A 19,255-nucleotide genomic window follows, 5' to 3' on the forward strand; every position below is an offset into this window, starting at 1 on the left:
GGGGCGGTCAGTTCCGGGGCGGGGAGACGACTCAGACCTGGATGGGGGTGGCCGGTCCGGCGCGTCTCGGGGGCGGTCAGTTCCGGGGCGGGGAGACGACTCAGACCTGGATGGGGGTGGCCGGCCTGGTGCGTCTCGGGGTCGGTCAGTTCCAGGGTGGGGAGATGACTCAGCTCCGGATGGGGGGGGCGGCTTGGCGTGCCTTGAGGTCGTAATCCCCGGATGCGGTGATGACGACTGGTAGAAAGGTGCCGGGCGGGAAGGTGGCGCGGCCCTCCAGACGGGTGATGCCGTCGATCTCCAGCGCCTGACCGGTGGTCCGTCCGACCAGACGCGGCGGATGTCCGCCCTCCGCGCCATCGATCACCATCTCCAGCCGTTGACCGACCAGGCGTGCCAGCTTCTCCCGACTGATCCTCTGTTGCAAGGTCATCAGATCTGCCCGGCGTGCCTCGGCGACCTCTGCCGGCACCTTGTCGGGCAGAGCGTGGGCAGCGGCCTCCGGTTCGTCCGAATAGCCGAATACCCCGACGTGATCAAAACGACTCCTCTCCACGAACCCCCGCAGTACGGCGAACTCCGCGTCGCTCTCCCCTGGAAACCCGGTGATGAACACCGAACGCAGCACCGCCTCCGGCATGCGTGTCCGAATGCGGACGATGAGCCGTTCCAGATCGTCCGTGCGCTCCGCGCGGCGCATGCGACGCAGCACCCCGTCAGCGGCATGCTGCAACGGCAGATCGAAATAAGGGAGAATCCGGGCCGAGGCGGCGATGTGGTCGAGCAGTGCGTCGGTGATCAGGGTGGGGTAGAGGTACATCAGCCGGATCCACCGCACCCTGCGGATCCTCTCCAGGCGGGTCAGCAGATCCGTCAGGCTCAAACGCGGGGAGAGATCCCGACCGTACAGGGTGGTATCCTGGGAGACGACGATCAACTCACGCACCCCGCCGGCGGCCAGCGCTTCGGCCTCGGCGACGATCTCCTCTGGCGGACGCGAACGGAACGGACCGCGCAGACGCGGAATGATGCAGAAAGTGCAGGGGTTGTCGCACCCCTCGGCGATCTTCAAGTAGGCTGTGTGGGCCGGGGTGGTCAACAGCCGTGGGCCGGCCTCGGAGCGGAGCGAGAAATCCGCCGCCGGCATCGGCGTGATCGGAATGGCGAGCCGCTCCAACAGGTGATCGTGTCCGGTGGTCCCGGCCAGCAGATCGATGGCCGGGATCTCTTCTCGCAGTCGCTCGCCGTGCCTTTGGGCCAGACAGCCGGTCACGATCAGCCGTTTACCCGGATGGGCCGCCTTGAGCGCCGCCATCTCGGCGATCGCGGCGCGCGATTCAGCCTCCGCGTCGGCCTTGAACCCGCAGGTGTTCACCAGCAGAATGTCGGCCTGTTTCGGATCGCTGGTTGGTTCGTGGCCCGCCTCCAGAAAACGTCCCAACAGCCGTTCGGCATCGACCACGTTCTTCGGGCACCCGAGGGAGATCAATCCCACCTTGGCGCGACGTTTCCGCAACGAGGATCCGCGACTGGGCGGGGAGGGGAGGTCATCCCGGTTCGGCACGTTTGCCGCGCGGTGTGCCGTCACGCGCGCCTTCCAATCGTCACCCACGCGTCACTCCCGGAAGTTGGTGAACTGCAACGGGATCTCGTATCCGGCGGCCTTGATGCTGGCGATCGCCTCCTGAAGATCATCGCGTTTCTTGCCGGTGACCCGCACCTGTTCCCCCTGAATCGCTGCCTGCACCTTGAGCTTGCTCGTCTTGATTCCGGCCACGATCTTTTTCGCCAACTCGGCGTTCACACCCTGGCGCACCGTGATCTGCTGACGCTTCATTCCCCCCGAGGCTGCCTCCACGGTGCCATAATCCAGCACCTTGAGATCCACCTTGCGACGCACCAGTTTTTCCTTGAGCACATCCAACACCTGATCGAGCTTGTAATCGTCGTCGGCCAGGACCTTGAGCAGCGACTCCTCGCGTTCAACCTTGCATTTGGAACCGCGAAAATCATAACGGGTGGCGATCTCCTTGGTCACTTGATTGACCGCGTTGTCCACTTCCTGCAAATCCACTTCGGAAACCACGTCGAACGAAGGCATGGGTCACTCTCCGGTTGTCACTGGGTGTTTTTTTCCGCGTGTTCGATCACATCCACCCCCTTGGGCACCTCGAACCGGAACCGTTCCGCCGGAATCTCGGTGTTGACCCGCCAGGTGCGAAAGAGAATACGCGAGCGATTGTTCAGGGAGTCCTCGACCACGAAGTCGCTGATCTCCTCTTTTTTCGGATCCAGGGTGATGGCGATCCATCGCAGCGAACCCTCCTGGAGCGGGGTGAGCACCACGGCGGGGCGATCCGGAGCCGGACCGGGGATGACCTCCCAGGTGAAGCTCTCCTCGAGTCGTTTGCCGGAGATCAGGAATCCCGCCGGACTTTTGTCGAGTCGCGCCGTGGTGGAGCGGGTCACCTGTTTGAGATCCGGTTCGTAATACCAGACCGCGCGGCCATCCGAGACGATCAGTTGCGGATACGGCGCGGTGTAGTCCCAACGGAATTTTCCGGGTCGGGATGCCAGGAACAGACCGCGCCCGTCTCGCGCCTCGGCGGCATCTCCCTTGATCAGTTGCTGTTCGAACTCGGCCTCGATGGTGCGCAGACGGTCCATGAAGGCCTGAAGCCGTTGCACCTCCGGTGGTTTGGGACTTCCTTGACCCAAGGCGGGCGGCGGGTCGATTCCCAGAAGCCCCAAAGCCAGGACTCCGAGCAGGAGTCGGCGCACGGGATTGAAAGAAGAGCGTTTTTCGCGGATGGGAAGAAAGATTGGCATGAATTTGGCTTTCTTTCAGGTGTAGAAAATCCCTTGCAGGGGGATTGTCAAAAGTTTTACGTCACCACGGGTCAATGACGCACATGGATATGAACAACCTGCCTGATCTGCTCTTTCGCGAGCAGCCGGACAACTGGGACGAAACGGATACCCGGGTCGTCAACGAGTCGGTGGTCGAAACGGCGGAGTCGGGCGCACTCCAGAGCATGGCCGTACAGGGTGATCTGGCCGAGGTCATGGAGGATCTCGCCGGCTGGCTGACCGGGCGTATCGCCGTGGAGGTGATAGCTTACTGGAATCCGCGACTCGGGAAAAGCCATTTGCTCTCTTTAGCCCCGTCGGAGGAGAATGGCGCGTTGCCGGAGCTGATCCGGGGGGTGATCGACGGTCCCTTGCCGCGCATTCGTCACTGGCGGCGTGGGGCCTGGAGTTTTCATCTTTGGATGGGGCCGCCTCTTGACGGTTGGGATCGCCTGTTGATCGTCGAAAAAGGGGGGGCTCTGGATGCCGACGGCTGCAATACCCTGATTCAGGATGCGGCGCGCAACTTCGGAACCGCCCTGCGACTGGCGCCCATGCCCAAGGTCTGACCCGTCGTTCCGTCATCCTGCCGCGCCCGAAGGGGGCCAGCCGGCCATGGGCATCCACGGCTTCCCTTGATCCGATCTCACCGTCGGCGTCGATCCCGCACCCGCGCCGTCAGCAGCCGGGGCATCGGGAAACCTGGCCCATCGCCTGGGTCTCTTCCATCGCTTCCCCTTTTCTCAGAATATCCCGCGCCTGTTCAAAGACCGAAGCGGGGTAGAATCCAGCCTGGCGCTCGACGCGAATCCGTTCCACGAAGCGATCCATCTCTCCCGGCGCGGCGGTCACACTGGTGAAAGCCCCTCCTGCCAGACGCGATTGGGGGGACAATTCGACCCGAAAGGCCGGTTCCCGCCATGAGCCGCCGCGTGCCGGTGGACGTGTCCAGACCGTGGACCGCTCCAGCCGGAGCCGGGGTTGGGGTCTTCCGGAGACGGAGTAGAGCAACGGGGCGGACTCGGATGGTTGTTCCCGTGTTTCGGGAAGCGTGGCCTGGTCGGCGCGACCCAGCAGGTCGGCAAGCCCTTCGACCATGCGGGTGAGGGTGAGGCGTGCCGATTGCAGGGACCAGAGGCTCGATCTCTTTTCGGTCGGATCGTCCGTGTGATGCGCCGATGCCTGGAAAAAAGGGCTGGCGATCCGGTTCAGGGTCGTGCCGAGCCAGTCGAGAGAGTCCTGGAGCAGGCGATCCGGGGAGATCATGGGAGGTGCCTCGCGCACGGCCTCATTGGGATGGGGGAGAAATACGGCGCACATCGGCGCATGAATACCGTTAATAACCCGCCAAACCGTGGGCGTCAAGGGCATGGATCGGGCGGGAAGGGGATCGTGTCCCTTCCCTGCCTCCTCAGGCCCGTTTATCGCAGGATTTCCACCATTCGCTGGTATCGATCGGCCTGGATCCCCTTGCCGAGGCTTTGGGCCTTGGCCCGGTCCCCCGCGAGTACCGCTGGGATGATCTCCCCCATGCGGGTGTTTTTGAACGGTTCCCATATATTCTTGAACCGTTCCAACCGCTCGCGGGTCGCCGGAGGGGTGGCCCGGTTGTCGAGCAGGGTGGAGACGCGCTGGTCGATCTCCTGTTGGGAGAGGGTGAGATCGTCGATCACCCCCGTTTTCTGGCCTGGATCCTGACTGTCCACGAGGATGAGCAGTTTGGCGCGCGAGGCGCGCAGCAGGGCGAGGATCTCCGGGAGATCATCCGCCACGCCGGGCGTGGTCAGGGAGAGAAACAACGCCAGGATCGTGGCGGACGAACCGAACCGGTTGCGCATGGGCGTGATTGAGATGAATGTGAGGATCGTGTTTTTCCGGTGTGCGTGAGATCGGCCAGGAATCCCTTGGGCCCTACCTGTCCGTCACACCGGCTCGAAAAAAAACTCTTCCAGGTTCGCTTGCATCTGGGCGTGGTTGGGAACCGAGTCGGGGATGGGATCGGGCGGTCATCCCTCTTGCGACCTTCTCCGAGGTTGAGCGGGTTCCCTCACTGCATCAATACCTCCTTGGGATTCGCGTCGTCAAGCGGGATTGATGGATTGTTTTCCTGGAACGTGCAGGATGGGGGAGGAGCCCCTCACTTCCGTACCATGGACATTCCCTTTGGGAGTCTCACGGGTGATTTTTCAGAGGTTCCATGGAGGGTGGGGCGAGGGGGCGGGAAGGTCGGTTCGTGACGAAGCGTAAAGAAGACTCGTCAAGCGCGCGGGATTGTCCTAAGATGATCAAGCCTTCATTTTCGTGGGAGATCCCCCGACCTGTCCGACGGGAGGGGAGCAGGGGCCTTGGAGATCCCCCGACCTCTCCGACGGGAGGGGAGAAGGGGCCTTTCGGCGCGGGATGGGTATCGGGATATCAATGACAGGAGTCGAACAGAACATGGCAACGAGATTTCAGGAGGTACACCCCGGGATCACCCGGATTGACGTGGAGTACAACCGCACCGGATTCGCGGCGGCCTGGTTGATCCGTTCCGGGGCCCAGGCGGTCTTCATCGAGACCGGCCCACTGCCGGCTTTGCCGTTCCTGCTCGAGGCTCTCGATCATCACGCCTTGACCCCGGCCATGGTGCGTGCGGTGATCGTCACCCATGTCCATCTCGATCATGCCGGTGCGGCGGGCGCTCTGCTGACCCACCTGCCCAACGCGCGCTTCTTCGTGCATCCCCAGGGGATCAAACATCTGGTCGATCCCTCCCGTCTGGTCGAGGGGGCCAAGGTGGTTTACGGCGAGGAGCTTTTCGCCGCCACCATCGGCGGGGCCGAGCCGATCGATCCCGAGCGGGTCCACGCGCCGGTCGATGGGGAGGTCTTTGATCTGGGCGGGCGCAATCTGATCTTTTTCGATACGCCGGGCCACTCCCTCAATCACCTCTGCGTGCTCGATACCGTCAGCAACGGTCTGTTCACCGGGGATGCCTTCGGGCTCTCCTATCGGGAGTTCGACGGCGGATCCCATCCCCTGATCATCCCGGCCACCACCCCGACCCAGTTCGACATCGACACCTCGCGGGCCACGGTGCGGCGTCTGGCCGCTTTGCGGCCCGAGTGGCTCTATCTGACCCATTTCGGAGCGCTGCGTTTTGATCCGGTGCTGGCGGATGATCTGGATGCGCAGTTGATGGGCTATCACCGCGTGGCCACCGATCTGCCGGACGATGCCACCGAAGAGGCGTGGATCGCGGCCCTGACCGATCTGACCACCCGTCACGCGCGCGCCATCGGCGTTCCGGAGGGGGCTGACCTCGCCCTTCTGGCCGGCGACATGCGTCTCAACGCCCAGGGGTTGTCGATCTGGCGCGAGCGCGGACGGCGACGGAAATCGGGGTGATGATCCCCTCCGGCGCGGCTGGGGCGGGCGGCCTGCCCCCTCTCGAGTTGACCGGCGGCTCACGGGTCGCGGTCATCGGCGGGGGGCCGGCGGGTTCGTTGAGCGCCTGTTTCCTGTTGGATCTGGCGCGCCAGTTCGGGGTGAGCTTGCGGGTGGATGTTTACGAACCCCGTGATTTCACCCTCACCGGACCACCGGGCTGCAACATGTGCGGTGGGGTGATCTCCGAATCGCTGATGCAGAAGATGGCCGCCGAGGGGATTTCGCTTCCCAGGGAGGTGCTGTTGGATGCCATCGACTCCTATGTGCTGCATACCGATTCCGGAGCCGTGGCCATCCGTCCGCTCCACGAGGAGATGCGTATCGCCTCGATCTTTCGCGGCGCCGGTCCCATGGGCGCCGAAAGCCAGAGTCCGCTTCCCTGGAGCAGCTTCGATCACCATCTGCTGGAGATGGCCCAGCGGCAAGGGGCGCTGCACATCGCGCGCCGCGTGCGGCGCCTGGAACGGTGCGCCGATGGTCGGGTGCGTCTTCATCTCCAACCCTCCCGGCAGGCCGAGGGGGCGGATGAGGCCTCCGATCCCTATGATCTGGTGATCGGCTGCGTGGGACTCAATGGGGCCGGGGTCAAGCTTTTCGAAGAGTTCGACATCGGCTACCGTCCGCCGAAAAGCGCGCGCGCCTGGGTGTCCGAACTCTACATGGGGGCCGAGGAGGTGCGGGCGCGTCTGGGCAATGCCATGCATATCTTCCTGTTGGATGTGCCGGGCATGAAGTTTGCCGCCTTGACCCCCAAGGGACACTACGCCACCTTCATCCTGTTGGGGGAGGGGGTCAACGAGGAGTTGGCCAGACAGGTCTGTCACTCCCAGGAGATCCGGGAGCTGTTTCCCGAGGGGTGGGAGACCCCGGTGCGGCCCTGTCACTGCATGCCGCGCATCAACGTCGGACCGCCGACCCGGCCTTTCGGCGATCGGCTGGTGCTGGTCGGGGATTGCGCCTCGTCACGCCTCTACAAGGATGGCATCGGCGCCGCTTATCGCATGGCCAAGGCGTGCGCCTATACCGCCCTGACCCGCGGCATCTCCGCCGAGGCGTTCCGGTTGGGCTACTGGCCGGCCTGCCAGGAGATGGATCGGGATAACCGGCTGGGCCATCTGCTTTTTTCGATGGATGGCTTGTTGCGCCATGTTCCTCCCTTCCGACGTGGCATGCTTCAGGTGATTCGCGACGAGCAGGAGCGAAGCGATGATCCCCGTCGCATGAGTTCGGCGATGTGGGATACCTTCACCGGCAGTTCGAGCTACAAGGAGATCTTTCGTCGTGCCGGCCATCCGGTGATTCTGTGGCGTCTGCTGGTCGCCACGTTGGGCGCGCTTCTTTCCGGTTTGGCCTTCTGGCGTGGCCGGGGTGGAGTCGCCTGAACATGCGAGGGGCGTGGCCGTCGGGCACGGGCCGCACCCCCAGGAAAAGGAGACCGTTGCCGTGCTGTTCGATTCGGATAAACCCTCCCTGGGCAAGGAGTTCGCCGCGGGCGAGGTGATCTTGCGCGAGGGCGAGGTGGGGGACAGTCTGTACGTGATTCTCGAGGGGCGCGTGGAGGTGGTGGTCGATGACGGTGGCAAGGAACCGCATCACCTGGCGATCCTGGAAAAGGATGCCTTCTTCGGTGAGATGTCCCTGTTTTCCGACGATCCGCGCGTGGCCACGATCCGCGCCTTGACCCCGGTGCGGGTGATGACCGTGGACAAGCGCGGTCTGTTGCGCTGGATGGGCGAGGATCCCTCCTTGAGTCTGCGCATCCTGCTCAAGATGATCGAGAGAATCCGATTGTTGGTCGCCGAGGTGGTGCGTCTGCGCAAGACCCTGCGCGCCGAGGGATTGATCGGTCCATGATTCGCAATTTCGTTTGGTTCGTGCTGTTTCGGCCTGAGGGGCTGTTCACGCGCCTGCGCGCCTATGATCTGTTTCGTTGGGCACTGGCGTTGCAGATTCTGCGCTGGGAGTCCACCGCCCTGACCACCATGGTGACGCTCTATCACGAAAAGAGTGACATGTTGTTGCCCGTGCCCTTCGGCATCGATCCGCAAGCCTACCGGTTCTTCGAGATTTTCGCCTATGGCCCGTATGGGCTGCTGATCATCACCATCATCGCCTACGTGATCCAGGTGCACGGCGCGCCCTTCGCGCTTCAAATCCCCTTGACCATGCGTCGGGCCTGGACCCTGTTGGGTTTCTGTTTTTTCGGCCCCTGGCTGCCCAGTCTGTGCGTGGACAGCTTTTTGATCATGCTTGGTTTCGGCGGTCCGGAGGTGATCATTCCGTGGCATGTGACCATCGTGGCCGCCGAAAGTCTCTTCACCGCCGCCGGTCTGCGCACCATCCACGGCATCCCGATCCGGCGTGCCCTGGGACTGGGTGCCCTGACCGGTTTTCTGTTCCTGATTCTGGCGGGTCTGGTGATCCGGTGACGAGGCGGGAGTCGGTCGAGGGAAGGGATTGACCGATGCGGGCAGGTCTGCGAAACTTGAGACACTGACAGGGTTTTTGGGGTACGTTGGAGCGTTTTGCCGTGGAGTCCCGGCAGGGTTTCCACGATTTGGGGGAGGAGGGGGCTCTTCCCATCTGGCAAGAATGGCGACGTCGGGTCGGAGGCTGGGCACGAATGAGATTCCTGGAGTCCCTCTCGTTTCATGTCAAGCTCCTGTTGATCCTGCTGATTCCTTTGGGAGGGATCCTGGGCCTGGGTCTGGTCGGCATTCACGAAAAACGGGAACTGATCGCGGAAATGGAGCGGATGAATCGCCTCTCCGGCCTGGCGATCCAGATCAGCGATCTGATCCACGAGATCCAGCGCGAGCGCGGATTCACGGCGGGTTTTCTCGGCAGTCGGGGCAAGCGATTCCAGGAGGAGCTGGCCTGTCAGCGGGCGCGGGTGGAGTCCTCGTTGGCGCGTCTGAATCGGTCGCGACAGGAGCTTCATCAATCGGAACGCAACACCGATGCGCTCGGCGAACCCTTCCAGTCGGCCATCGCCGACCTGGACAAACGCGACGCCATCCGGCAGTCGGTGGATCGGCTCGCCATCGATGCCATCGAGGCGATCGGTTATTTTTCCGCCATCAATCTCGATCTGCTCAACACCATCGATCGACTCTCCAGTTTTGCCGCCACGGTGGAGATCGCCACCCAAACCCGCAACTACACCCTGTTTTTGCAAGGCAAGGAGCGCGCCGGCATCGAACGGGCGATCATCGCCGAAACCCTCACCGCCGGTCGTTTCGCCCCCGGCATGTATCGACGCTTCAGCGCCCTGGTCTCCGAACAGGAGACCCTGTTCGGCATCTTTCGCGCCCTGGCATCTCCGGAGGAGCGGGTCCGGTTCGACGCCATCGTCTTTGGCGCGGATGCCAGCATGGTGGAGCGGATGCGCGAAGTGCTGTTCAAGAGCGGTCATGCCAGCGCGCTTTACATCCAGCTCGGTCTTCTTTATCAGAACATGGCGCTGCGCGGCGCCTATCATTCGGTCAAGAATCTCCTCATTCGCGGTTCGCTCTACGGCGATCGGGACGACGCCTTCGATCCCGATGCCCAGCAACGTCACTATCGGCTTCAATTCGAGGGGAATCATCAAGCGATCCGCGAGATCGTCGAGCGAATTCGCGCCCTCTCTGCGGTGGAACTCTCCACTGGGCAACGGCGCGATGTGGAGATCGTCTGGGAGAATATCGAAGCCTATCGACACAGCCTCGCCCGGATCATCGCGATGCAACGGCGCGGAGCCACGCTGCACGAGATCGACATGGATCCAGAGGTGAAGATCGACGACCGGCCCGCAGACGAAGCGATCCGGCGTCTGGTGGAGTCCACCCGGGTGGGACGGTTCAACATGGAGGCCAACGACTGGTTCGGCGCCACCACGGCCCGGATCGATCAGTTCAAGGAGCTGGAGGATCAGCTGGCCCTGCGTCTGATCACCCGTGGCGAGGCGTTGGAGCGGGAGGCCAGGAGCGAACTGCTCGCCTATCGTCTGGCGATGCTGGCGATCATGCTTCTGGCGTTGGGGATGGGCTCCTATCTGGTGCGCCGGCTGCGCGACAAGGCCGAGAGGATCGTGCGGTTGAGTCATCAGATCCGCGCCGGGGATCTGACCGCGCGCATCGAGCTGTGGGATGCCACCCGCCAGGATGAACTGGATCGCATCGCCATCGCCATGAACCACATGGTGGAGGGACTCGATCGCTCCACGCGGCTCACCCAGGAGACGATGCGCGCGCTGGCCGATTCGGAAAACCGGGTGCGATCGATGTTGGAGACCGCGCCGGATGCGATTCTCGCGTTGAATGCCGCCGGTCGGGTGGAGTCGGTCAATCCGGCGGGGGAGGATCTGTTCGGTTACTATCCGGGCACCATGTCTGGCTGTTTCATCGAGGATCTGGTGCCCAATTTCCGCGCAGTGCTCAATCTGCACGACGTGGATGGCCTGGCCGCGCACAGGACGGTCGAGGTGGAGGGGTTGTGCCGGGATGAGGGGACATTCCCGGTGGAGATCTCCATGAGCGGCTACGAGTCGGTGACCGGCGAGTGGCATTATCTGCTGATCATGAACGACATCACCGAGCGCAAGCAGGTGAAGATGGCGTTGGCCGCGGCCTACGCCGAACTGGAACAGCGGGTGCGCGAGCGCACCTTCGAGTTGGAACATGCCAACCGGCAGCTGTTCGCCGAGATCGACGAGCGCACCCGTGCCGAGCAGGGGCTGACTCTGGCGGCCAAGGTGTTCGAGACCGCCACCGAGGGGATTCTGATCACCGATGCCGAGGGTCGGATCATCAAGTGCAACCAGGCCTTCACGGAGATCTCCGGCTACACCTTCGAGGAGGTGTATGGCCGTCAGCCGAGCATGATGAGTTCCGGGCGGCACGACCAGGCCTTTTACGAGGCGATGTGGAAGGGGATTTTAGAGGATGGCGCCTGGTCGGGCGAGGTGTGGAACCGGCGCAAGAGTGGCGAGATCTTCCCTCAGAAGCTGTCGATCACCACGGTCTGGAACGGTGCCAACGAGTTGACCCACTATGTGGGGATCTTCTCGGACATCACGGAGTTGAAGGAGACCGAAAAGCGCCTCGAGCGGATGGCCTATTTCGATGCCTTGACACAACTCCCCAACCGGATTCTGTTCCGCGACCGGCTGCAACACGAGCTGGACAAGAAGAGCCGCTATGATATCAAGCTGGCGGTCTTTTTCATCGATCTGGACCGCTTCAAGCATGTCAACGACTCCCTGGGACACTCTGCCGGGGATCAACTGCTCGTCGAGGTGGCCGAGCGGATCCGGGTTTCGTTGCGCAAGTACGACACCGTGGCGCGACTCGGCGGGGATGAGTTCGCGGCGATCATCACCGGCCTGAAGGATGGCCGGGAGGCGGCACCGGTGGCCCGCAAGATCATCGACGGTCTTAAAGCAGCCTTCTATATCAACGGCCACGAGGTGTTCGTGGGTGCGAGCATCGGCATCAGCGTGTTTCCGAACGACGGCGAGGAGATCGAAACCCTCACCAAACACGCCGACATCGCCATGTACAAGGCCAAGGAGAGCGGTCGCGGGGTGATCAAGTTCTTCGAGGAGGCGATCAACGCCGGCTTGCAGAACCACCTCCAGATGGAGAGCGCGGTGCGCAATGGCCTCAAGAACGGCGAGTTCACGGTTCACTATCAGCCCAAGGTGTCGTTGAACAGTGGCCGGATCGTGGGCATGGAGTCGCTGGTGCGCTGGTTCCCGCCGGAGGGAGCGATGATTTCGCCGGCCCGGTTCATCCCGGTGGCCGAGGAGACCGGTTTGATCCTCCCTCTCGGCTCCCAGGTGCTGCGCGATTCGTGTCGGCAGGCCGCGCTCTGGCGCAAGGAAGGACACGAAATCCGCATGGCGGTGAATCTGTCGGCGTTGCAGTTCCAGAAAAGCGAGTTGGTGGACGAGGTGCAGGAGATTCTGGAGGAGGTGGATCTGCCTCCGGGCGCCCTGGAGTTGGAGATCACCGAGAGCATGGTGATGGGGAATGTGGAACGTTCCATCGAGCGGATGCGGGGGTTGAAGGCCCTGGGTCTGACCCTGGCGGTGGACGACTTCGGAACCGGGTATTCGTCGTTGAACTATCTCAAGAAATTCCCGATCGACACCTTGAAGATCGATCAATCCTTCGTGCGCGATCTGGGGCAGACCCGCGAAGGGCTGGCGATCGTGCTGGCGATCATCTCCATGGGCCAGGCGCTGCATCTGAAGCTGGTGGCCGAGGGGGTGGAGACCCGCGAGCAGTTGGACATTCTCAAGGAGTTGGGATGCCACGAGATTCAGGGGTATTACTTCAGCAAACCGGTGGCCGCCGAGGGGATCGGCGCGATGTTCGCCGCCGGCAAGCGGTTGGAGGGGCGTGGATCCGCATAGAGATTCCACGGGGTTTGCCCCTGGGTGAGGCTTCGTGTTGATCCGTGGATCTTTGCAATTCATGTGTAGAGTTGGGAGTGGAGCATGGAATTCGCTGGTGTACAAAAGGTTCCCCGCATTCTTGTCGCGGATGATTCGCGCTCGGCACGGGAGATGATCCGCAATTTTCTGGAAAAGTCCGGATATCTGGTCAGCGAGGCGGCGGATGGCAAGGAGGCGGTGCGCAAGTTTCGCGAGGCGCCTCACGATCTGGTGTTGATGGATGCCAACATGCCGGTGGTGGATGGGTATCGAGCCTGCGCGGAGATCCGTCGTTCCTCCCAGGGGGGGGATGTGGGGATCATCATGATCACCGCCCTCGACGACGACGAATCGGTGGAAAAGGCGTTCGCCGCTGGGGCCGAAGAGTACATCAACAAGCCGATCCGCTGGGTGGTGTTGCAAAAACGGATCCGTTTGTCGCTGGAGAACCGTTTTGCCAAGGAGCAGATCACCGAGGCGCGGGCACGCATGGAGGCGATCGTCAACTCCGCGGCGGACGCCATCGTGGTGATCAACGAACAGGGGGTGATCGAGTCGGTCAACCGGGCGGCGAGTCGGTTGTTCGACTACCCCATGCCGGATATGGTGGGCAAGAACGTGTCGATGTTGATGCCCACGCCCCATCGGGAGCGGCATGATCAGTACATCAGCACCTATCTGACCGCCCGCAAGGCCAAGGTGTTGGGGATGACCCAGGAGATGGTGGCGATCAAGAACGGAGGGGCGACGTTTCCGATCGAGTTGACCATCAGCGAGGTGCGGCTCAAGGAGCGGATCCTGTTCACCGGGATCCTGCGGGACATCACCGAGCGCAAGGAGGCGGAAGCCAAGATTTTTCACCAGGCCCATTACGACGCCTTGACCGGGCTGGCCAACCGGGCGTTGTTCATGTCCACCCTGGAGGATGCCGTCGGGCGCGCCAAGGCGTCGGGTCGGGAGTTGGCGCTGGTGTTCGTGGATCTGGACCGTTTCAAGTGGGTGAACGACAATCTCGGCCATGCTGCGGGGGACGCCTTGCTCAAGGCGGCATCCGGACGCATTCGTGAACCGGTGCTCGATGGCGATACCGTGGCCCGGTTGGGCGGGGATGAATTCACCGCCGTTCTGGCGAATTGCACTCCGGAACGGGCCCTGGAAACCGCGCGCCGGATTTTGCAGCGCTTGAACGAACCGTTTGAACTGGAAGGGAGGGAAACCTTCATCTCCGGCTCGTTGGGCGTTGCATTTTTCCCGCGTGACTCGCAGAATCTGCACGAACTGTTGAAGTGCGCGGATGAGGCGATGTATCGCTCGAAGAAAGCGGGGCGGAACGCGTGTCATTTTTTTGTTGGCGAATCGTTCTCCCTGCCACGCAACTACTGACGCGCGGCATGGGGATGGTTCTGTTGCCGGGGATGGGGGGTGACAACGAGGAATGAAGGGGCAGTTGCGATTCAAGGTGCTGTTGTTGCTGGTCGCCGCGCTGCTGGTCATCGTGGGGTTGAGCGGCACGTCCACGTTCGAGCGGCTCACGCAGTCGCGAGAGGCCGGTTTGCATGCGGATCTGGCCGAGTTGGCGGTGTTGACCGGCAACGTGATCCATGAGGGGCAGAAGGAGCGCGGTTTGACCTCCGGGTATCTGTCGAGCGGCAAGAAACGGTTCCGACCGGAGTTGGAGGCGCAGCGCGCCGGAACCGACAAGGCGATCGCCGCCTGGCTGGAGTGGTTCGGTCAGGAGCGGTGGCGGAATTTCGTGCCGGCGTTGATGCAAAAGGTGGAGAAATCGGCGGCCAGTCGCGAACGGATCGGGGCGATCCGCAAGGAGGCAGAGGGCGAGAAGGCCACGGCCAATGAGGTGGTGCCCAAGTATACCGTGGAGTTGTCGATTCTTCTGGAACTGATCAACGATCTGCCCAGCCACTCCAACAACGTCTCCCTGGCCGCGCGTGCGCTGGCCTATGCCCATCTGGTCTCCGGCAAGGAGTTGGCCGGGCAGGAGCGTGCCCTGATGATGGCGGTTTTCACCGCCGATCGGTTCGATCCTGCGAAGTTGACCAAATACGCGCAGTTGGTGGGTGGACAGGGGGTCTATTTCAAGAGCTTCATGGACTTGGCCACGCCGGCCAATGCCGAAAAGGGCAAGCAGTGGCTCGCCTCGCCCGCGGAGGAGGAGGTCGGAAAAATTCGCAAGCTGGTCTTTGACAAGGCGTTGACCGGTGGTTTCGGCATGGATCCCGGCGCCTGGTTTCAGGCCTCGACCAGGCGTATCGATACCATCAAGGGACTCGAGGACGAGTTGGCCCGTGATCTCGGCGATCTGGCCGGGGTGTTACGGGTGCGGGCGGTGCGGGCGTTCTGGGTCTATCTCACCGGAACCATCGTGGTGGTGGGGGCGTTGTTGTCCGTGGTGGTGATCGGCATGGTGTCGGTTGGTCGGCGGGTTCAGGGGATTCTGGCCGGGCTGAACAGTCTGGGCCAGGGGGATCTGACCGGTCGCATGGAGTCTGGGAACGGTCACGACGAGCTGAGTGCCATCGCGTCGGGTATCAACACCATGACCGAGGCCATGGCGACCAATCTCAAGACCGTGCATGCCGAGGCGGAATCGGTCGAAAGGGTGGCTTCGCAATTCGTCGCGTTGCGACAGGATATGGATCGGGAGTCGAGTGCCACGTTGCGGTTGTCCTCCCAGGTGGTGGAGGAGAACAACCGTCTCGACCACGAACTGGAGAAGCTGAAAGGTGATATCGATGCTGCGGTGGAGCGGATCGATCAGGTTTCCAAGGCCGCCGAGCAGCTCGCGCGCGATGTGCATGGCACGGCCAGTTCCACCGAATTGGCGAGTGCCAACGTGCATGCCATGGCCGCCGCCGCCGAGGAGATGACCGCCAATCTGGCCGAGGTGAACCGGCATTTGGAGGAGGTGGCCGCTTCGGTGCATCGGGTGGCCGATCGGGTGGATGACGTGCGCGATCTGTCCGTGCGTATCTCCGAGCGGTGCGCCGCGGCGGATGGCATCGCGGAGCAGGCGGATCGCTCTTCGAACGAAACCCTGATCGCCATAGAGGGGTTGGCTTCTTCATCGGACGAGATCGTCGAGGTGGTCAAGTTGATCCATTCGATCGCGGATCAGACCCACATGTTGGCGTTGAACGCGGCGATCGAGGCGGCAGGGGCCGGGGAGAGCGGCAAGGGTTTCGCGGTGGTGGCGGGCGAGGTGAAGGAGTTGGCGCGTCAGACCGCCGAGGCCACGGAGTTGATCGAGGCCAAGACCAACGACATTCAGGATCGGACACGGGTAGTGGTTCAGGCGATTCGCGAGATGGGGGAGTTGATCGATCGGATCGGATCGGGGAACGATGCGATCATCGAGGCGGTGAATCGGCAGCGGTCGGCGGTGGCGGAGATCGGTCAATCGATGGAACGGGTGGCCGATTCGGCGGGTCAGGTATCGCGCAATGCTGGCGAGTTGGCCATGGCCTCGGACGAGGTGGCGCGGCGTGCCCAGGAGGCGGCTTCTGGGACCGGGGATGTGGCGCGATCGGCAGTGGTGATGTCCGAGCATGCGGAGCGGGTAGCCTCGGAGAGCGATGGAGCCCGGCAGAGGGCCGAGTCGATGCGCACCGTGGCCGAGGAGATGTATCGTGCCTCTGCCGAGGTGCAGAAGATGATGTTGGATGCGATGAACCATGTGGACGCCTTGGGAGAGACGATCGAGCGTTCCGGGAAGTTGACCGAGACGTTGAATCAGAGTAGCCATGCGTTGCACGAGGCGCGGGCTGGTTGGACGGTGTAGGAGGCTGGTATTTGCCGGGGCTCCCCGCCCCACCGCGCAATCGTGGACCTTCTTTCGGGCGTTGCACGGTCATTTTGCATGATTGGGGGGGAGTCCCCTCCGCACCTCGGACCATGGGCAGCCCTGACGGGCGTTTCATGGTAAAAAAAAAGATTGCAACTCCCGTCGAGTTGCGCTATGATGGCGAGATTGTTTCCAAGCTTGAAGGGTGAAGCGTGATCGGCAAGGGCACGCCAGGCTTGATTCAAGAATCGCTTAATTTGATGCTGTCTTCATCGCACGTCCTGTTCGTCTAGTGGCCTAGGACATCGGCCTTTCACGCCGGCAACACGGGTTCGATTCCCGTACGGGACGCCATTCAAATTCCGCGAGCTTTTCTTCGATTTCAGACCGCCCACACTGGCGGTTTTTTTATGTCTGAAAATCCCAATATTTTCAATAGTTGGCCGATATCGTTTCGACTTCCACCCGGTAGCCTCCGGACCAGAAGGAGTCGAAAACGTCCTCTTTTTTCTCCTCTCTCCCGGAATTCTCCAAAACCTGTGGACCAGACTTTTTATGCGCAATTTCAATATTTAATATCAGTTTCTAATATTGGACCAGTTCGATCAACAAGATGGCTGTCGAACACGGAAACGAACTCTGGTCCGATTGATTTGATGTTGTCATAAATATTTATAGTTATTTTATTGGATACAGAAATCTACTTTGAGAGGCATTCGTCCCTCGCACGGGTCGGCCTGTGTGCCCCTGTCGCGAGACGCCAGAACCGCCAACACGCCCTTGCCGTCAGTCGGAAAACCCGACACGGCGCGACGGGTTGCGCCAGAGGTCAAACGTCCACCCTTTCGCGCAGTTCCTTGCCCGCCTTGAAAAACACCACCCGTTTGGCGTCCACCTGAACTTGGGCGCCCGTCTTCGGATTGCGACCGTCCCGTGCTCGGCGCCCCTTGGTCCCGAAACTGCCGAACCCTCTCAACTCCACCCGGTTGTCCTGCTCCAGGGAGGCACTCATGGTGTCGCGAATGGTGTTGACCGCCACCTCGGCCTCCTGGCGGGACGTTTCCGTTTTGTCGCAATCGCTCTGATCAGATCTGATCTGATTTGGTCATGTCCTGCCTGTCCTGCGTGGTGATGCGTGACGGGAGGCGTGACCCGCCGGAGAATCGCGTTCGAAACGAGTCACGCCGTTTGTTGCAGCCAGTAGAATCGATGGTAAGACTCAAAGTGTCGAAAAAGAAGAAGAAAACCAGGTGGCTTTTTCAGTTTCTGCTGTTTCAGTCCCATCAGGACGCCGGTCACCCACTCTCCAAGCGAGTCGCTTTCGTACTTGCTCATGACGATTCATTTACAGGCACTCAGGAAATAGCAGAAACCACTTCACCATATCCACGCCAAATCATATCCCCCGCCACATAGGCGATGATAGCAAGGCCAACCCAGGCAATCCAACGATGATTGTGGATCATCCCGGCAATGTAATTGGCAGCAAAGGCCATCATGATAATAGCAATCACCAGTCCAGCCACCAGGATGTTGGGATGATCCTTGGCTGCTCCCGCCACTGCCAGAACATTGTCCAGGGACATGGAGACGTCAGCCATGGCGACCTGCCAAACAGCGGCAGCTACGGTTTTTTGCTGTCCGGAAATGTTGCCGGTTTCAGCCTCTTTTGGCGTCACTTCATCCTTACCGTGTGTCCGCAACTCCCGATACATTTGCCACACGACGAATAACAGCAGAAGACCGCCAGCAAGGGTAAGTCCGATAATGGCTAGAAGCTGAGTGGTAATCAGGGCAAATACAATGCGTAGCCCGATGGCAGCCCCAGTTCCCCAAAAAATAACTTTTTTTCTGTGTTCAAGAGGAACGGATGCCGCAGCCATTCCCACAACAATGGCGTTGTCACCCGCCAGTACCAAGTCGATAAAAATGACCTGAATAAAAGCAACCAATTGATTTGTCAATTCCTGATCCATTTCTCACATCTCCAAACAAAGAACGGAATTGAAACATGCAACCTGATGGCGCCACGATGCGTTCTGATAGTGGAAAAACATAAAAAAACCTGGAGGGTTCATTCCCAACGCGCCTCTTTTTCCCTCCTGACAAACTCTATGGCTCCCATGTCCTGCGTCAACTGCTGAATACGCAACGGTCGCCCCTCGGCATCAAGCTCCACCAAAACCGATGCCTGCCTGATTGAGAAGCCGCCGACCGGAAGGTGTGCCTTTCGGCTTGCGCGGAATCACCCTTATTCGGCGGCGACTTGTGAGCCAGTTGAGGGGAGAGCGAGGAGCATAGAGCCAGCGGTTAAGATGGTCCAACAGGGCGAGCAGCTGTGGTGGAAATTCGTTGCGGATACCGCTGCTACATATCTGCCAAATTTTCGGTCCGCCTCGCCGTCCCCGCAACTCAACATCATCACAATAGCACAGCTGGCTTACCCAGCAGGCGTTGCTGGAGCTCGGTGATGGCTTCCCAGTCAAGGAGACCAGAAGGCTGCACGGCCAAGGATTCACTATACCAACGTCGGGTGCGGGTATCCAGAACAATGAGTGGTGGCTCTGTAGGCCAGTCAAAATCCCATCCATGAAAACGGATGATGGAGTCAACCAGTGTTTGGTGATCCTTATCTCATGGTGTTGCTATCGCCGCCGCCACGCAATTCAGAAACTCGTCGGCAAAGGCTTCCGGTCGATTGCCCCAACCGAGTCGACGCAGCCGCAGCATCTCGCGAACATCATCTGCTTGCA

At 61.4% G+C, this 19,255-nt stretch carries 17 protein-coding genes, 1 tRNA gene and 1 pseudogene; 10 read left to right on the forward strand and 9 right to left on the reverse strand.

Annotation, left to right across the window (positions count from 1 at the left end; genetic code table 11):
• Nucleotides 1-215: hypothetical protein (locus ACV4UY_RS14360; protein ID WP_491608268.1), on the forward strand; the 215-nt coding region annotated here is incomplete at its 5' end.
• Here ACV4UY_RS14360 and rimO read toward each other — a convergent pair.
• Genes rimO through lolA form a run of 3 tightly spaced genes read right to left on the reverse strand, consistent with a single transcriptional unit; the run spans nucleotide 170 to nucleotide 2,829 of the window.
• Entirely contained in the window at nucleotides 170-1,612 is a 1,443-nt protein-coding gene (gene rimO / locus ACV4UY_RS14365) for a 30S ribosomal protein S12 methylthiotransferase RimO (RefSeq protein ID WP_491608269.1), read from the reverse strand. The genes ACV4UY_RS14360 and rimO overlap by 46 nt on opposite strands.
• A 3-nt stretch (nucleotides 1,613-1,615) precedes the next feature.
• Nucleotides 1,616-2,101 carry a YajQ family cyclic di-GMP-binding protein gene (locus tag ACV4UY_RS14370; protein ID WP_420905786.1) on the reverse strand — a complete coding sequence of 162 codons (486 nt, stop codon included), beginning with the start codon at nucleotides 2,099-2,101 and terminating at the stop codon, nucleotides 1,616-1,618.
• A gap of 17 nt (nucleotides 2,102-2,118) precedes the next feature.
• Nucleotides 2,119-2,829, reverse strand: coding sequence for an outer membrane lipoprotein periplasmic chaperone LolA (lolA, locus tag ACV4UY_RS14375; protein WP_491608270.1), 711 nt, complete (start codon nucleotides 2,827-2,829; stop codon nucleotides 2,119-2,121).
• Between the two features lie 83 nt (nucleotides 2,830-2,912).
• Here lolA and ACV4UY_RS14380 point away from each other — a divergent pair, with 83 nt between their 5' ends.
• Nucleotides 2,913-3,419: a hypothetical protein gene (locus ACV4UY_RS14380; protein WP_491608271.1), complete on the forward strand. Its 507-nt coding sequence runs from the start codon at nucleotides 2,913-2,915 to the stop codon at nucleotides 3,417-3,419.
• Between the two features lie 109 nt (nucleotides 3,420-3,528).
• Here ACV4UY_RS14380 and ACV4UY_RS14385 read toward each other — a convergent pair whose 3' ends face one another.
• Together ACV4UY_RS14385 and ACV4UY_RS14390 are read right to left on the reverse strand one after the other, a co-directional pair.
• Nucleotides 3,529-4,116, reverse strand: a complete 588-nt coding sequence (locus tag ACV4UY_RS14385; RefSeq protein WP_491608272.1) for a hypothetical protein — start codon at nucleotides 4,114-4,116, stop codon at nucleotides 3,529-3,531.
• Nucleotides 4,117-4,271: 155 nt separating this feature from the next.
• Entirely contained in the window at nucleotides 4,272-4,688 is a 417-nt protein-coding gene (locus ACV4UY_RS14390) for an MCP four helix bundle domain-containing protein (protein ID WP_491608273.1), read from the reverse strand.
• Nucleotides 4,689-5,289: 601 nt separating this feature from the next.
• On the opposite strand from ACV4UY_RS14390, the gene ACV4UY_RS14395 reads away from it, so the two are divergent.
• The 8 genes from ACV4UY_RS14395 (at nucleotide 5,290) to ACV4UY_RS14430 (ending at nucleotide 16,856) form a co-directional block, all read left to right on the forward strand.
• The gene (locus tag ACV4UY_RS14395) at nucleotides 5,290-6,240 is read left to right on the forward strand and encodes an MBL fold metallo-hydrolase (RefSeq protein WP_491608274.1); all 951 of its coding nucleotides are present in this window, start codon (nucleotides 5,290-5,292) and stop codon (nucleotides 6,238-6,240) included.
• The gene (locus tag ACV4UY_RS14400; protein WP_491608275.1) at nucleotides 6,240-7,664 is read left to right on the forward strand and encodes an NAD(P)/FAD-dependent oxidoreductase; all 1,425 of its coding nucleotides are present in this window, start codon (nucleotides 6,240-6,242) and stop codon (nucleotides 7,662-7,664) included. The genes ACV4UY_RS14395 and ACV4UY_RS14400 overlap by 1 nt, the downstream gene beginning before the upstream one ends.
• Before the next feature lie 61 nt (nucleotides 7,665-7,725).
• Nucleotides 7,726-8,136: a cyclic nucleotide-binding domain-containing protein gene (locus ACV4UY_RS14405; RefSeq protein ID WP_491608276.1), complete on the forward strand. Its 411-nt coding sequence runs from the start codon at nucleotides 7,726-7,728 to the stop codon at nucleotides 8,134-8,136.
• On the forward strand, nucleotides 8,133-8,711 hold the full coding sequence (locus ACV4UY_RS14410) for a hypothetical protein (RefSeq protein ID WP_491608277.1): 579 nt from the start codon (nucleotides 8,133-8,135) through the stop codon (nucleotides 8,709-8,711). Before ACV4UY_RS14405 ends, ACV4UY_RS14410 begins: the two co-directional genes overlap by 4 nt.
• Before the next feature lie 194 nt (nucleotides 8,712-8,905).
• Nucleotides 8,906-12,682 carry an EAL domain-containing protein gene (locus ACV4UY_RS14415; RefSeq protein WP_491608278.1) on the forward strand — a complete coding sequence of 1,259 codons (3,777 nt, stop codon included), beginning with the start codon at nucleotides 8,906-8,908 and terminating at the stop codon, nucleotides 12,680-12,682.
• Nucleotides 12,683-12,766: 84 nt separating this feature from the next.
• Nucleotides 12,767-14,086: a two-component system response regulator gene (locus tag ACV4UY_RS14420; protein ID WP_491608279.1), complete on the forward strand. Its 1,320-nt coding sequence runs from the start codon at nucleotides 12,767-12,769 to the stop codon at nucleotides 14,084-14,086.
• Between the two features lie 52 nt (nucleotides 14,087-14,138).
• Nucleotides 14,139-16,499, forward strand: a complete 2,361-nt coding sequence (locus ACV4UY_RS14425) for a methyl-accepting chemotaxis protein (protein WP_491608280.1) — start codon at nucleotides 14,139-14,141, stop codon at nucleotides 16,497-16,499.
• Nucleotides 16,500-16,780: 281 nt separating this feature from the next.
• Nucleotides 16,781-16,856, forward strand: a tRNA-Glu gene (locus ACV4UY_RS14430).
• A gap of 475 nt (nucleotides 16,857-17,331) precedes the next feature.
• On the opposite strand, the gene ACV4UY_RS14435 is transcribed toward ACV4UY_RS14430, so the two are convergent.
• The 4 genes and pseudogenes from ACV4UY_RS14435 to ACV4UY_RS14450 form a co-directional block, all read right to left on the reverse strand.
• A complete protein-coding gene (locus tag ACV4UY_RS14435; RefSeq protein ID WP_491608283.1) occupies nucleotides 17,332-17,598 on the reverse strand; it encodes an HU family DNA-binding protein in 267 nt (88 codons plus the stop codon).
• A gap of 83 nt (nucleotides 17,599-17,681) precedes the next feature.
• Nucleotides 17,682-17,837 (reverse strand): hypothetical protein, encoded by a 156-nt coding sequence (locus ACV4UY_RS14440; RefSeq protein WP_491608281.1) that lies wholly within the window; start codon nucleotides 17,835-17,837, stop codon nucleotides 17,682-17,684.
• Nucleotides 17,838-17,857: 20 nt separating this feature from the next.
• A complete protein-coding gene (locus tag ACV4UY_RS14445; protein WP_491608282.1) occupies nucleotides 17,858-18,478 on the reverse strand; it encodes a TerC family protein in 621 nt (206 codons plus the stop codon).
• Nucleotides 18,479-18,576: 98 nt separating this feature from the next.
• Nucleotides 18,577-19,255: pseudogene (locus tag ACV4UY_RS14450) on the reverse strand (alkaline phosphatase family protein); the annotation flags it as partial.

The organism is Candidatus Magnetaquiglobus sp. (assembly GCF_058402785.1).